Annotated in this window: 13 protein-coding genes; 11 read left to right on the forward strand and 2 right to left on the reverse strand. The window is 47.3% G+C overall.

The window, feature by feature from the left end:
* Positions 1 to 106 precede the first annotated feature (106 nt).
* From A4R26_RS07695 to A4R26_RS07740, 10 genes are all read left to right on the forward strand, one after another.
* Entirely contained in the window at positions 107 to 958 is an 852-nt protein-coding gene (locus A4R26_RS07695; protein WP_081163176.1) for a class I SAM-dependent methyltransferase, read from the forward strand.
* A 364-nt stretch (positions 959 to 1,322) separates the two neighbouring features.
* Positions 1,323 to 2,750: a tRNA (N6-isopentenyl adenosine(37)-C2)-methylthiotransferase MiaB gene (gene miaB / locus A4R26_RS07700; RefSeq protein ID WP_081163179.1), complete on the forward strand. Its 1,428-nt coding sequence runs from the start codon at positions 1,323 to 1,325 to the stop codon at positions 2,748 to 2,750.
* A 262-nt stretch (positions 2,751 to 3,012) separates the two neighbouring features.
* Positions 3,013 to 4,254, forward strand: a complete 1,242-nt coding sequence (locus A4R26_RS07705) for a sigma-54 interaction domain-containing protein (RefSeq protein WP_081163307.1) — start codon at positions 3,013 to 3,015, stop codon at positions 4,252 to 4,254.
* On the forward strand, positions 4,238 to 4,819 hold the full coding sequence (lptE, locus tag A4R26_RS07710) for an LPS assembly lipoprotein LptE (RefSeq protein WP_081163182.1): 582 nt from the start codon (positions 4,238 to 4,240) through the stop codon (positions 4,817 to 4,819). Before A4R26_RS07705 ends, lptE begins: the two co-directional genes overlap by 17 nt.
* Positions 4,785 to 6,368 carry a DUF8458 domain-containing protein gene (locus A4R26_RS07715; protein ID WP_081163185.1) on the forward strand — a complete coding sequence of 528 codons (1,584 nt, stop codon included), beginning with the start codon at positions 4,785 to 4,787 and terminating at the stop codon, positions 6,366 to 6,368. Before lptE ends, A4R26_RS07715 begins: the two co-directional genes overlap by 35 nt.
* A gap of 1 nt (position 6,369) precedes the next feature.
* Entirely contained in the window at positions 6,370 to 6,696 is a 327-nt protein-coding gene (gene secG / locus A4R26_RS07720; protein WP_081163188.1) for a preprotein translocase subunit SecG, read from the forward strand.
* A gap of 206 nt (positions 6,697 to 6,902) precedes the next feature.
* Entirely contained in the window at positions 6,903 to 7,952 is a 1,050-nt protein-coding gene (gene mltG, locus A4R26_RS07725) for an endolytic transglycosylase MltG (RefSeq protein WP_081163191.1), read from the forward strand.
* Entirely contained in the window at positions 7,949 to 8,929 is a 981-nt protein-coding gene (locus A4R26_RS07730; RefSeq protein ID WP_081163194.1) for a YihY/virulence factor BrkB family protein, read from the forward strand. The genes mltG and A4R26_RS07730 overlap by 4 nt, the downstream gene beginning before the upstream one ends.
* 212 nt (positions 8,930 to 9,141) lie before the next feature.
* Positions 9,142 to 9,747 (forward strand): redoxin family protein, encoded by a 606-nt coding sequence (locus tag A4R26_RS07735; RefSeq protein ID WP_081163308.1) that lies wholly within the window; start codon positions 9,142 to 9,144, stop codon positions 9,745 to 9,747.
* 297 nt (positions 9,748 to 10,044) lie between these two features.
* Complete coding sequence (locus A4R26_RS07740; RefSeq protein WP_081163197.1) at positions 10,045 to 10,662, forward strand: DUF4142 domain-containing protein; 618 nt, start codon at positions 10,045 to 10,047, stop codon at positions 10,660 to 10,662.
* 227 nt (positions 10,663 to 10,889) lie between these two features.
* On the opposite strand, the gene A4R26_RS07745 is transcribed toward A4R26_RS07740, so the two are convergent.
* Together A4R26_RS07745 and A4R26_RS07750 are read right to left on the reverse strand one after the other, a co-directional pair.
* The gene (locus A4R26_RS07745) at positions 10,890 to 11,378 is read right to left on the reverse strand and encodes a TlpA disulfide reductase family protein (protein ID WP_081163200.1); all 489 of its coding nucleotides are present in this window, start codon (positions 11,376 to 11,378) and stop codon (positions 10,890 to 10,892) included.
* A gap of 173 nt (positions 11,379 to 11,551) precedes the next feature.
* Complete coding sequence (locus A4R26_RS07750) at positions 11,552 to 12,145, reverse strand: TrmH family RNA methyltransferase (protein WP_081163203.1); 594 nt, start codon at positions 12,143 to 12,145, stop codon at positions 11,552 to 11,554.
* 236 nt (positions 12,146 to 12,381) lie between these two features.
* On the opposite strand from A4R26_RS07750, the gene A4R26_RS07755 reads away from it, so the two are divergent.
* Positions 12,382 to 15,480: an AsmA-like C-terminal region-containing protein gene (locus A4R26_RS07755; RefSeq protein WP_081163207.1), complete on the forward strand. Its 3,099-nt coding sequence runs from the start codon at positions 12,382 to 12,384 to the stop codon at positions 15,478 to 15,480.
* Positions 15,481 to 15,538 lie beyond the last annotated feature (58 nt).

The following is a 15,538-nucleotide window of genomic DNA, read 5'->3' on the forward strand; positions in this document are numbered from 1 at the left end:
CTTTATTCAACCAGCTATCACGACAATTTCTCTCCCGGAAATTCAGTAAATTTATATACACAGGGTTACAGCAAGGAATAATCGTTTTCTATATTCAAATTCCCTTATGCCTGAACAACTCATCAATGACGTTTCTGATACAGCACGCTGGATCGCCGCATTCAGAGCGCTTGAATCTGAACGTACCGATGCTGTGTTCAAAGATCCGCTCGCCCGCAAACTGGCTACCGACAAAGGCTTTCAAATGGTTGAAGCCACTCCCATCAAAGATCATATGGCTTTCGCCATGGTAACCCGCACCACCGGTATCGATCGGTTGATAAACAGGGCCATTGAACGTGGCATCGACACCGTTATCAATCTTGGCGCCGGCCTCGACACCCGGCCATATCGTATGCCCCTGCCGGTTAACCTTCGCTGGGTAGAAGTTGACTTTCCGCACATGGTCGATTACAAAAACAAAATGCTCGAAAACGATATACCGGCCTGTCACCTGCAACGGCTGCCGGCCGATCTTTCGAACGACAGGGAACGCAACGCGCTGTTCACCCGGTTGGGCAATGAAGCCAAAAGGGCCCTGATCATCACCGAAGGCGTGGTTGGTTATCTTACCAATGAACAGGGCGCCCAGCTATCGCGGGCGCTGTTTGCCATGCCTGCCTTTCACTACTGGATCATGGATTATCATGGCGGGCTGCGCCGCCACCGCCGCGCCACCGACCTGAAAAAGATCCTGGCCAATGCGCCCCTGCAATTCAATGTAGAAAACCCCATCGCCTTCTTTACCGCCCATGGCTGGAAAGTGCATGATAATATCTACCTGCTCGATGAAGGCGACCGCATCGGCCGAAAGCTCCCATCCTTCAAATTCCCTTTAAGCCTGTTTATCAAACTCTTTCCCAAAAAAGCCCGCGAGATCGGAAATAAGACATACGGGTATGTTTTGTTTGGGAAGTGATTGAATACAGCCGAAAGCAAAAGGCCGGAGCCGCAGGCGAAGGCAACGGCTGGCGCGATAGCGCCCAGGCAGGCCCGGGAACTGTAAACTAAGAACTGTGAACTATGAACTATGAACTAAGAACTGTGAACTTTGAACTGTGAACTAAGAACTGTGAACTATGAACTGTGAACTATGAACTGTGAACTATGAACTGTGAACTGTGAACTGAAACCTACCCCATTTAGTCAGCGTGACGCCCTCGTCAACTCGTCAACTTATCAACTTATCAACTACCCTGCGGCCCCAAAAGGGCCACAGGGTGCCAACCTGTCATTGTTACCCTTTTTTGGCTATCTTTGCCATCCCAAAAACTGAATTGTTGATGTTAGAGCGGATGAACCATACGATGCACGAGGAAAACCGGCAGGGAGAAGCCTATGCTCCCTTTGTAAATGACCCCATTGTATATAACAAAAAATTCTACATTGAGAGTTACGGCTGTCAGATGAACTTTTCCGACAGCGAAATCGTAGCGTCTATTTTGAACGAGAACGGATTCGGCGCCACCCGCAATTTCGAGGAGGCCGACCTGATCCTGATCAATACCTGTTCTATTCGCGAAAAGGCCGAACAAACCGTACGCAAACGCCTGAGCGACCTGCGTACCGTTAAAAAGAACAATCCCGGCGCCCTTATCGGCGTACTGGGCTGTATGGCCGAACGCCTGAAAGCAAAGTTCCTGGAAGAAGAAAAGCTGGTTGATATGGTGGTGGGCCCCGATGCCTACCGCAGTCTGCCCGGCCTTATTACGGAAGCCGAAACCGGGCAAAAAGCGGTGAACGTGCTGCTGAGCCGCGAAGAAACCTATGCCGACATCTCCCCCGTTCGGCTCGACAGCAATGGCGTGTCGGGCTTTGTAAGCATTATGCGGGGTTGTAATAATATGTGCTCGTTCTGTGTGGTACCCTTTACCCGGGGCCGCGAACGCAGCCGCGACGTTCATTCTATTTTAAAAGAATGCACCGATCTGTTCAACGCCGGTTACAAAGAAGTGACCCTGCTGGGCCAGAACGTTGACAGCTACTATTGGGTACCTGAAAATGAGGTAGCCGGTGTTCCCGTAACATTTGCCAGCCTGCTCGAACAGGTAGCCCTCATTGATCCCTCACTGCGTGTTCGCTTCTCCACTTCGCACCCGAAAGACATTACCGACGATGTGCTGCACACCATGGCGAAGTATGAGAACATTTGCAAATACATTCACCTGCCGGTGCAAAGCGGTTCTACCCGCGTATTGCAACTGATGAACAGAACGTATACCCGCGAATGGTATATGGCCAAGGTTGACCGCATAAGGGAAATACTGCCCGGATGCGGCATCAGCTCCGATATCATTGCCGGTTTTTGTACCGAAACGGAAGAAGACCACCAGGATACGCTCAGCATTATGCGTCACAGCAAATATGATATGAGCTATATGTTCTTTTACAGCGAGCGCCCGGGCACCCTGGCCGCCCGCCGGTATAAAGACGATGTGCCTGAAGAAGTAAAGAAAAAGCGGCTGGATGAGATCGTGAAACTGCAAAATGCGCTGAGCCGTGAAAGTAACCAGCACGACCTGGGCAAAACATTCAAAGTATTGATCGAAGGAAACAGCAAACGCAGCGACCATGACTGGATGGGTCGTAACAGCCAGAACAAAGTGGTGGTTTTTCCAAAAGAACAATACCCGTTGAACAAAGGCAGTTACGTAATGGTTAAGGTATATGATTGTACAGGTGCTACGTTGATCGGAAAAATTGAACCATAATGGTTGCCGGTTACCAGGCCCCGGTTTCCGGAACCTGGCAACCGGTAACAGCTCCATAATAAGCGTTAACTTTCAAAACCAGTTGAAAGAGCCTTGAAGCTGTCAGTTTAACAATAGCGTTGAACCCGCCCATACCCAAAAGGGCATTTATTATTGACAGAATAAATCCGGGGCATTGCCCTGATTAAAATAATCCGGATCACCTTCATGCATGATCATCGCTGATAACCGCAGGGGGTATCTGAAAAAAATTAGTAGTATCGTGGATATTCAAAGTATCAAAAACAGGTTCGGCATTATCGGTAACGCGCCGGCACTGAACTTTGCACTGCAGGTAGCCGCACAGGTAAGCAATACCGATCTTACCGTGCTTATAGCAGGAGAAAGTGGTGTTGGTAAAGAAGCATTTTCTGTTATTATTCATGCCTTATCGGCCCGCAAGCACAATCCTTTCATTGCTGTCAACTGCGGCGCCATTCCCGAAGGCACCATCGATTCTGAATTGTTTGGCCACGAGAAAGGGTCCTTCACGGGCGCAGTTGACGCCCGCAAAGGTTATTTTGAAACCGTGAACGGCGGTACCATCTTCCTCGATGAAATTGGTGAAATGCCGCTGGGCACTCAGGCCCGCCTGCTGCGGGTGCTTGAAACCGGCGAGTTCATTCGCGTTGGATCAAGCAAAGTGCAAAAAACAGATGTACGTGTAATTGCCGCCACCAATAAAGACCTGCTCACCCTCACACAAAGCGGTAAATTCAGGGAAGACCTCTATTACCGCCTGAGCACGGTGCCCATTCGGGTGCCTTCACTGCGCGACCGCGTTGAAGACATTCCGCTTCTTTTCAGAAGGTTCAGTGTTGATTTTGCTGAACGGTACAAAACCACGCCCGTACAGCTCGACGATGAGGCAAAAGATGTGTTAATTAATTATCCCTGGCCCGGTAATGTGCGTGAATTGAAGAATATTGCAGAGCAGATCTCCGTGCTGGCTTCCGATAAACTGGTTTCGGCCAACGAACTGAAACGCTTTTTACCCAATCGCGATTTCAACCGCCTGCCGGTGCTGGCCAACGCCGGCAACCCCGTAGCCAACGGGCATGAGTTTGCCAATGAACGGGAGATCCTGTACAAGCTCTTTTTCGATATGAAGAAAGATGTGACCGAGCTGAAAAAGATGTTTGTCGATATTCTGCAGAACCCAGGCACCAGCGTGCAGAACCAATCGATACTGAACGAGCTGAAAACAAAAGAACTGCTACCTTCCACTTTTGTACAGCCGGTTGTAACGGGCAATCAGCAACCGATGATGGTGCATCACGATAACGACGACATTCATCATCACGAAGAAGTGGATGAGTCGCTCAACATCATGGACAAAGAAAAGGAACTGATAGAAAAAGCACTTAAAAAACATAAAGGCAAACGTAAAGATGCGGCCCTTGACCTTGGTATAAGTGAAAGAACGCTGTACCGAAAACTAAAAGAATATGATATTAAAGAATGATAAAACCAATGGGCAATTGACAATAAGCATTAAGCAATACCGCATCGCGGCTGTAAAAGCTTTTTGCCGATTGCCAATTGTCTATTGCCTATTGCCTATTGTATTATTGACTTCAGGTTGCTACTCTTTCAAAGACATTGGCCAGATCCCCAAGGAAGTGAAAACCTTCCGCGTAACTTATATCGAGAACAAGGCCCGGTATATCAACCCGCAGTTAAGTCCGCAGTTGTCCGACAGGTTGCGCCAGAAGATCATGGGGCAAACCCGCCTCGCCGGTGTGCAAACCGAAGACGCCCATTACGATATCGGCGGCCAGGTAACAGGTTACACGTTCAGTACCACCGGTATTTCGCAACAGCAGGCCACCACCCAGCGCCTTACCGTCACCATTCATATCAATTTTAGGAACAACCTCGACCCTTCAAAGAATTTTGAAGCCGATGTTTCCCGTAACTTCGACTATTCGGCCGGTCTGACCATTACGCAGGCCGAGCAACAATTGAACGAAACCATCATCAAACAGATGGTGGATGAAATTTTCAACCGTATATTTTCAAACTGGTAAGCTGGGTTACATGCAATATCATATTCAAACGCTGGTTAAACATCTTTTTGATAAGGACTCTTTTGAGCAGGTAAGCGCAGATGAACTGAAACAATTCACCGAAGATTACCCGTATGCCGCTGTTGGACAGTTCCTGTATGCCAAAAAGCTGAAGGAAAGCGGCGCCCATAATAATAATGCACAGAGCGAGCAGGCTTCGCTGTATTTTCATAATTCATTATGGCTGCGCTGGCAGTTAGATCAAAAAGAAGAAGCGCCGGTAATACCGGTGAAAGCCGAAGAGCAGGCGCAACAACCAGGTTTCCGTATTGTGGTGCAAATGCCAAAGAACGGTCCGGCCGTTTACAACCCGGCTACCGGACAGGAAGAACCTAAAGAAGAAGAACCAGCAATGCAGGCTGCAGCCGAACCGGTTGCCGAAACGCCTGCGGAAAATATAGAAACTGCAGCAGAAGCCGAGGCGCCTGTGCAGGCAGAACCGGCAGCTACCGAAAAGGAAAGATCGCTGCAGGTAAATGAGGACGGCTCTCTGGTTGAACAGGAGGCCCGCGAACAGGCGGCGGCAACAACTGAACAAACGCCGGAAGTTGAAAGCGCACCTGACTCCCCTGCCGCTGCTGAAGCCGCCCAAAATGCGGTAAACACCGAAGAAGCGCTAACGCCCGTTGCCGGCATAACTGACAATAAAGAAGCAGACGATATTGTACCGGCGGTTGAAGTTGTAGAGGGAGAAGCGGATGTCGATGACGTGATAGCCGCCGTGGAAGTAACGCCCGAATTAGCCGATGCCAATGCCGTTCCAACAGAAATCGACGACATTGTACCGGCGATAGAGATCGAGGAAGCCGATACCGATGATATTGTTCCGGCAATAGATGCCGAACTGATACCGCCTGTAGAAGGAGCACCCGTACAGGAAGCACCTGCCGAAACAGCGCCTGCCGCTGAAATCGCCGCCGCAGCGGAAACAGTTCCGCCCGGGACAGCTATCGAAGAACAGGTTGAACCGATTGCCGAACCCATACCGGCCGAAGCGCCGGTGGCGTTGGTGGCCGAACCGCCTCAACCGGTAGCTTCCGTTCCGGAAGAACCTGAAGCGGAAGAACCGGCGCCGCAGGCCAATCCGTTTGGCTTTACGCCTGCCGGCCAGGACCTCAAAATTTCAGTTGACCCGGGTGAACCGATCTTTGAATCGTACCATACCATCGACTATTTTGCCTCACAGGGTATAAAACTGGGCCAGGCCGATTTTAAAGACAAGATGGGCAAGCAGTTAAAAAGCTTTACCGACTGGCTGCGGAGTATGAAACGCATAGGCGGGCCCATTGAAACAAATACCTCGCTCGATGAGGTCACTAACCAAAGCATTCAACGTATAGCCGAACATTCGGTGGAAGAAAAAGAGGTGCTCACCGAGGCGATGGCCGAAGTTTGGGCCAAGCAGGGCAATGCCGGAAAAGCAATACGGGTATACGAGAAATTAAGTTTGCTTAATCCCGCCAAAAGCACTTATTTTGCGACAAGAATTGAACAATTAAAAGCACAGTGAAATGATCTATTTGTTCCTGGTACTCATAATAATAGCTAGTGTAGCGATCGCGTTGTTTATCCTTATCCAGAATCCCAAAGGCGGCGGATTGGCCGGAAACATAGCCGGTTTCAATAGCCAGTTCATGGGCGTAAAACAAACAACCGACGTACTGGAAAAAGGTACCTGGGTTATGGCAGTAGCTATTGCCCTGTTGTGTTTGACATCGGCCTTCTTTATCCCACAAGGTAAAGTCAGCCGCGAACCGGTTAATGCCCGTCCGGCAGCTACAGCCCCCGCTCCTGCCAGTGGCTCACCTTTACAAACACCGGCTGCCCCTGCGAAATAATTTATTTTAAAAATATAGTTCAACCCTGTCTTTTTACCGGCAGGGTTTTTTATTTTGGTGAATGGTGAATAGTTCACGATTCACGAAGCATAGAACAATAGGAAAGGTCAAAATTGAGTTATCATTGACCATTGACGATTAGCATAGTTCTTGCACAACATCAATGAAACAGACTCAACGGATGATAAAAAATTAATCTATATCCCATGTTCAGAAAACTGGTAATAAGCGTTCTGGTTATCGTAGTACTGGCAGCTGCTTTTGCCGGCTGGCAATTTTTTACCGCCAACACCGCCTTTTCCGAAAAGTCGAAATACTTATATATACATACCGGCCATGCCACCTGGCCCGAGGTAATGAAAACGGTGCGCGACAGCAACCTGGTAAAAAGTGCGGCTGCTTTCGATATGCTGGCCACCCGGCTCGAAGTACCGCAAAAGCTGAAACCAGGCCGCTATGAAATAAAAAAGGGCATGAGCCTGATGGATATTGCCCGCATGTTGCGCAACGGCACCCAGGCGCCGGTGAAACTGATCATCACCCGGTTTCGCACAAAAGAGCAGCTGGCCGGTTTCCTCGGCCGTAAAATGGAGATAGACTCCGCAGATGTGGTAGCTTATTATACCGATTCATTACAGCAGCTCGGTTTCGATTCCAATACCGTAATGTCGATTTTATATCCCAACACGTATACTTACTTCTGGAACGCCTCGGCGCAAACCATTTTCGACAAATTTTATACAGAATATAAAAGGGTATGGACAGATGAACGGCGCAACCAGGCGCGGAAGCTGGGCCTCACCCCCATTCAGGCATACACGCTGGCGTCTATTGTAGAAGAAGAAACGCAGGTGCTCGATGAAAAAGATACCATTGCCAGTGTTTACCTGAACCGGTTGAACAAGGGAATGAAATTACAGGCCGACCCTACCATAAAATTTGCCATGAAGGATTTTACCCTGAAACGTATTTACCTCAAATACCTGACGGTAGAATCGCCTTATAATACCTATATGAATACCGGCTTGCCCCCCGGCCCCATTTGCACCCCTTCATTACAAACGTTGGATGCAGTTTTACAATCGCCGCAAACGAATTATCTTTATTTTGTAGCGAAAAGCGATTTTTCGGGCCGGCATGTGTATACTGAAACATATGGTCAGCACCTGAAAGTTGCCAGGGAATTTCAACAGGCTTTGGATATAGAACAAAAGAAAAGAGCAGCAAAAGACAGTGCAGCAGCAACGCTTAAATGAACGTAGAAAGAATAATATCAAACTCCCCTCCTGTTCGCTTTTTATCGGAAAAAAGCAAGAAGATCGTTCTGCCGGGTTTCGAAGGAGTGCCCCTGTTCGATGTGATCCTGTTCTTCAAAGAACAGGTAGCGCGCGTAGGACTTACCGAAAGGGCTTCGGCCATTTCGTATAACTTTATCATGTCCATTCCGCCAACGTGTTTGTTCCTTTTTACATTAATACCGCAGCTACCGTTCGTTCGCCGCGCGCAGGTAAAACGGCAACTGCATACCATCATTCGCGACATCATTCCCGCCGATACCTATAACAAAAACATCATCGCCTTTGTAGATAGTTTTTTCAAACAGGACCATATCGCCCTGCTGTCGTTCGGGTTTTTGTTGCTTATCTTTTTTGCGTCGAACGGCATGATGGGATTAATGCGTTCTTTCAATAAGAACTATATAGGTTTCGAAAAAAGAACGGGGTTGAACACCCGCCTGGTGGCCATCAAGCTCACTTTTATAAACATGGGTTTGTTACTGGGTTGTTTGCTGTTGCTGGTACTGCAAAGCGCAGTTTTGAAATGGCTGGGTATTAAAAGTTTATTTGTGCTGAACGTGATCGGCGTGTTCAGATGGCTGTTCATCATCAGCCTTATATTTTATGCCATCGCTTTCATTTACAAATATGCGCCGGCTATACAAAAACGATGGAAGCTGGCATCGCCCGGCGCCATCCTGGCCACGTTCCTGAGCATCCTTACCACGCTGGGATTTTCCATCTTCGTGAACAACTTTGGCAAATACAACGCCTTATATGGCTCAATAGGCACCATCATCGTGCTGATGATCATTATTTATATCAACTCGCTGGTGCTGCTCATAGGGTACGAGCTGAATGTGAGCATTCACTCAATAAAGGCAATGGCCGAAGAACGAATGAAACAGGTGCACCACAATACAAGCGATGATCTTATTTTTCACGACCGGGTGTAATCCGGTACGCACGGTCACATTACGAATAAATCCTATTTTTTAATAAAATTTTAAAGCCGGGTGCAAGAAAGTGCTAGGTAGAACCGGCATTTTTTAGTAAACTTTGCATAGCTATTCCTATAACAGATCTGCTACAATGAAAGCTCCCTATTAAAATTTTCATGAAGCATACAATCCCCGGCCCTGTTTATAACAATAATAAAAAATGTCAGATGAAAAAAACAATGAACAGCTTATTGCTGCTGCCCGCAATGGTGTTTTTATCATTTACTATGAAAGACCCACTACCGTTGGGGTCAGCCGTACCAAAAGCAGACAATAAGTTAAAAGATATTTCCGGCAAAGATGTAACCCTCAAAGAAGCGATGAAAGAAAATGGTTTGCTGGTAATGTTTAGTTGCAATACCTGCCCTGTGGTGATCAACAATCAGGCCCGTACCAGGGAAATCTGTCAGTTTGCCACACAACAAAACATTGGTGTAGTTTTATTGAATTCTAATGAAGCTAACCGTAAAAGTTCCGAGTCGTTAAGTTCTATGCAGGACTATGGACAGGGACAGAATTATAGTTGGTACTATGCAGTGGATAAGAACAACGAGCTCGCCGATGCATTTGGCGCCTCCCGTACACCGGAATGTTTTCTTTTCGACAAGAATGGAAAACTGATATATCATGGCGCAATCGATGACAGCCCTTCCGATGCTGCAGGTGTAAAACGTGTTCATTTAAAAGAAGCGATCAATGAAGCAGTGGCTGGAAAGGAAGTATCGGTTAAACAATCAAAATCGGTTGGTTGTAGTATTAAGAGAATTTCATAACACCAATAAGTCCCGTTTTTAAAATCTGTACAAACCCTCTGCCTGCTGGCGGAGGGTTTTTGTTTTTGACGAACTTAATGTTGTTTTTTTAAAACAACACTCCTCCCATGTTTTGATGAAGCGCAACAGGCGGGCCCTGTTGAATAAACTCTACATTAAGCCCTATTGCGTATCATATACCTATGATCTTATGATTGTTACAACGGCCAAAACGGGCAAGGCACAAAAAATGCTGCTATAGTGCTGCGCTGCTAAACCGTGGTCAAATACTTATAAAAACACCAAAATAAATTTCACATGAAAGCAACAACAATTTTTTCAACGTTTGCAGTATGCGCTATGATCTCGATGTTAGCCTGTCAAAGTCCTACATCAGATGGAACCTACACCGATTCAACAGGGGCTATAAAACAGGAGCCGGATAACACGCGAACGGCCCCGGAAAGCAATATAGTTGATTCTGTAAAAAGCGCACAGGGGACGGTTGATGATAATACGCATCGTTTTATGAAGAATGCCGCCGAAGCAGGGAAAGCAGAAGTTGAATTTGCCAAACTGGCGAAAGACCGCGCTACTAACCCGCGCGTAAAGAATTTTGCGGAAATGATGATCAGGGATCATACTGTAGCCAATGATGATCTTATGGCCATAGCCCGTGATAAGAGTGTAACATTGCCATCGACCTTGGGTGATCACCAGGACGACCTGGAGGATTTAAGCAAAAAGAACGGAGCTGAATTTGATAAGGCATATATGAAAGCAATGGTAAACGGTCATGAAGAGGTAGTAAGTGATTTTGAAAAAGCTGCGCAGAACGATATTGATCCCGCTGTGAAAACATTTGCAGCTCAAAAATTACCGATATTAAGAATGCACCTCGATTCAGCGAAAGCGATCAATAAGGCGCTGAAGTAAGTTAACAAGTTGACGGGTTAACCTGTTAACCAGTTAACTCGTCAACTTGTTCTCTATTAATGGGCCTGCTGCATATAAAGCCTGTATCAACTTTATCACCTGTATCTACCTTTCAACTGTTTCTCAACCTGCCGCACAGAGCGTACCCTGTCAACTCGTCAACTCGTCAACTGGTCAACGCGTCAACTCGTCAACAAGTCAACTCGTCAACTAGTTAACCCCTTAACTCATTTCCTCTCCCCCACCAGCTTCTTCACCTCCAGCTCCACCTGCCTGTCGGTCATTGGCCGGCCAAAGAACTGCCGGTAACCGGTATTGTTGTTCACGAATAACGTTGAGGGCAGGGTGCCATCCCATTTGGGGTCTATCTTCGGACAAAAATAATCGGCATTGGTTTCGTTGAGCCAGAAGAAAGTGGCTTCGAAGTTTTTCCTTTTTACAAGCTCCTGTATTTTGGTTGGGTAAGAAGATGTGAAGTCGAGGCTCACCAGCAATAACTCCACTTTCTGATCGCTGTACTTTTTCACCGTTTGCATAAAGTAAGGGATCTCTTCAATACAGGGTGCGCACCAGGTAGCCCAGCAGTTTACCACCAGCGGATGATCGCTGTTTTTTATGTATTCTTCCACTTCTGTGATCTTCACCTTCCTGATGTGCTGACTGAAGGCTGAAGATGTTAACAATACCAGGAATGCTATCAATGGAATATTCTTCATTCAAGCTAAGTTTAAAATCGTGAACCGGCAATCGGCAACCGTGAACCGGCAACCGTGAAAATGCAATCGGCAATCGGCAAATCATCCATCCCGCCATTCGTGGCGCATTCCGAATTTGTATTCCATTATCGAATTATCGAATTATCACATTAGCATATTAGCACATTAGCCAATTAGCCAATTTCGTCTTCCACCCCCCACTTATTCAACAACCCGGTTAATTGCGGTTCCGGTATCCGGCACTTATCGTAATGCCCCGCCAGTACCTTCTGGCGTTGCGCTTCGTACAGGGTAACCGCACAGGCAACGGAAATGTTCAGCGATTTAATAATGCCTACCTGCGGAATAATGAAATTGCCATCGGCCATGGCGCGTATTTCGTCGCTCACCCCCGAATGTTCATTACCGAAAACCAGGGCAATGCGCCCGGTAAAATCAATATCGTACAAATTCACCGCATCGCTGCTGAGATGGGTAGTTAAAATCCTGTCATATTTCTGCCGTAAGGCATTAAAACAGGCTTCCGCTTCGGTGAACTGGTAAACCGAAAGCCATTTGGCGGCGCTGCTGCTGCTTTTGGCGCCCCATTTTTTATGACGGGGTATCTTTGTATTCAACACATAAACTTCCTGTACACCTACCGCATCACAGGTACGCATCACTGCCGAAATATTATGCGGGTCGAATACATTTTCCAGCACCACCGTTAAATCACTTTGCCGCTTATTTAATACGGCCAGCAGGCGGGCACGTCTTTCAGGGGTCATATTATTCTTTTGTTACAGATTGCAGCACAATCAGTTACTAATTAGCCGGTACAGGTTACCGGCGCGCAAATTAAAGAAATGTCGATCTTTGCCGGGCATGCACAAAATCCGATGCTGTAAACCGGAAAACGGTGTTCAGAACCAGAATGTTATTCAAGACTATGTATCCCGTTTATTGTAACTTGCCTCTTTTTCGACTATCTTACATTCCATAATAGCAAGTAAACCAATTACCTATGCTCAAAAAAATCGCTAAGATCACCGGTATTTCACTAGCCGTACTACTTCTGATCCTGTTTGTGGCGCCTTTTATTTTCAAAGGCAAGATCATTGCCATCGCCAAGGAACAAATCAATAAAAACTTAAACGCCCGGGTTAATTTTAAAGACCTCGATCTCTCGTTCTTCCGTCACTTTCCCCGCGTGTCGGTAGCACTGGAAGAACTGCAGGTAACTGGCACCGATATTTTCGCCAAAGATACCCTTATCAGCGCCAAGGAGATCGATGTGGCCGTGAACCTGTTCAGCGTAATCGGCGGCAAGAATATGAAAATTTATTCGGTTAATATAGATGAGCCGCGTATTCATGTGATTGTTACCAAAGAGGGCCGGGCAAACTATGATATTGTGAAACCCGATACGGCGGCCGCCACACCCGAAGATACCGCAGCCGCATCCCCTTTCCAGATGAACCTGCAACACTATGAGATCAACAACGCCTACATTTCATATGATGACGCCGCTACGGGCATGAGCACCGAACTGGTGAACCTTACGCACGAAGGCAGCGGCGATTTTACTGCTGACCTGTTTACGCTGAAAACAAATACAAAGGCAGATGCAGTAACGTTCATCTATGGCGGCATTCCCTATCTCAACAAAACCCAAACCGGGATCGATCTCGATGTGGAAGTGGACGCAAAGAACAGCAAATACACCTGGAAGACCGATGAAATAGCCCTGAACGATTTAAAGCTCGCAACAGAAGGTTTTTTTCAGCTGGTGAACGACAGCACCTACAATATGGACCTTAGCTTTAAAGCGCCCTCAACCGATTTTAAAAGCATCCTGTCGCTGATACCTGCCGTATATGCACAGGACTTCGAAAAAATAAAAACAAGCGGTAAAGCCCATTTCAATGGTTTTGTAAAAGGAACCATGAGCAATACGCAAATGCCCGCGTATAATATTGCGCTCGACGTACAGGATGGGTTCTTCCAGTATCCCGATCTGCCCAAGCCTGTTAAGAACATAAACATACAGATGACGGTAGATAATCCCGATGGAGCGACAGATAACCTCGCTTTAAACATTCTTAAAGGTCATATTGAATTTGGTAACGATCCTTTCGATTTTCATGTACAGTTTCAAAAACCGATGACCGCCCGGTACATCGATGCCGGCCTGAAAGGCAAGCTCGACCTGGCCACCATTACCCAGTTTGTAAAACTGCCCGGTACCAAACTCGCCGGCACCGTTGATGCTGATGTACAGGCAAAGGGAAGCCTTGCCGTTGTACAAAAACAACAACCCGGTGAATTCACTGCCAAAGGCTATATCGACATCAACAAACTGTATTACTCATCGAAAGATTTTCCGCAACCCATTCAAAACACCAGCGCCAGAATAAATTTTGAAAGCCCTGACGGCCTGGCCGACCATGCGGTGATCACTATTCCCGCGGCACACGCAGAGATAGGAAAAGATGTGGTTGACCTAACCCTGCTGCTTAAAACGCTGGCATCGGACCCGTACTTTGACGGAACCGCCAAAGGCAGTTTCAACCTCGGCAACGTAGCGCAGTTCTATAAATTCGAACCCGGTACCTCACTGGCCGGTAACCTGCAGGCCAATGTATCGGTAAAGGGTAAAAAATCATTCATCGATAAAAGCCAGTACGATGCCATTCAAACCGCGGGTACCGTACAGGCCACCAATGTAAGTTATAAATCGAAAGATTACCCCGATGGCGTTAACGTAAAGAACACCCAGCTTACCTTCAACCCAAAGAACGTAACGGTGAATGACGTTACCGGCAGTTTTCTGGGAACCAACTTCAACGCCAATGGCACATTCGACAACCTCATAGGGTATGCGTTGAAAGACGAAACGCTTGCCGGTACACTGAACGTAACGGCCGACAAAGTTGATCTGAACAAATTAATGGGCGCTACCTCCGAAGGCACCACTCCGGCGCCGGAAACAAAAGATACGGTAGCCGCCACCGGTAGTGCACCGGCCGGCGAACCATTTGCCGTTCCCAAAAACATCAACCTTACGCTGAATGCAAAAGCAGGCAGCGTTAAATACGATAAAGTACAATACAACAACATAACCGGTACGCTGCAGGTAAAAGATGAAACGGTTGGGTTGAAAGACGTAAAAATGCAGGCGCTCGACGGCTCCATAGCGCTGGGCGGCTCCTATTCTACCAGGCTGAGCAAAAAGAAACCCGACATTTCGCTTACCTATGATGTGCAGAACCTCGATATTCAGAAAACCTTTTTTGCCTTCAACACGGTGCAAAAGCTGATGCCTGTTGGCCAGTTCATTGACGGTAAGCTCACCTCAAAGCTCACCATGAACGGTAAGCTGGGTGAAACCATGATGCCCGATCTGAGCACCATCACCGGTAACGGTTCGCTGCTGCTGCTGGAAGGTGTGCTGAACAAATTTGCCCCCCTGGAGAAACTCGCAGCCGTGCTCGACATCCAAAGCCTGAAACAGATCTCGCTGAAAGATGTAAAAAGTTATTTCGATGTGGCCGATGGAAAAGTGTTTGTAAAACCTTTCAATGTAAAGGTGCAGGATGTTGATATGGAAATTGGCGGCAAACACGGCCTCGATCAGTCGATCGATTACGTGATCAACATGAAAGTGCCGCGCGAAAAACTGGGCAGCAAGGCCAACGCGCTCGTGAATAACCTGGTAACGCAGGCCTCCAATAAAGGCATTCCCCTTAAAGTAAGCGACGTGATCAGCTTTAAAGTGAATATGGGCGGTTCAATAACCAACCCCACTGTAAAGACCGACCTGGCGGGTTCAGGCAGCAGCCTGGCCGATGAAATGAAGAACCAGGCGCAGGAGTTGATAGCCGCTAAGAAGGCCGCTGCAGACAGCGCCAAAGCCGCCGCCGTGAGTGCCGCAAAGGATACATTGAAATCGATGAAAAACCAGGCCGTGCAGGAAGCCAAAGATCAACTGGCCAAACAGCTTTTTGGTAAAAAAGATACCGCTTCACATAAAGACAGCACCCCGCCCAAAAGCAACGAGCAAAAAGCGAAGGAATCAATTAAGGGGCTGTTCGAGGGATTGAAGAAAAAGAAGAACAATTAGTCAATTTAATAATGTGATGATTTGATAATGTCATAATGGAAAACAATGTCAGGAGGCC

The sequence above is a fragment of the Niastella populi genome (assembly GCF_002078015.1).
Taxonomy (GTDB): domain Bacteria; phylum Bacteroidota; class Bacteroidia; order Chitinophagales; family Chitinophagaceae; genus Niastella; species Niastella populi.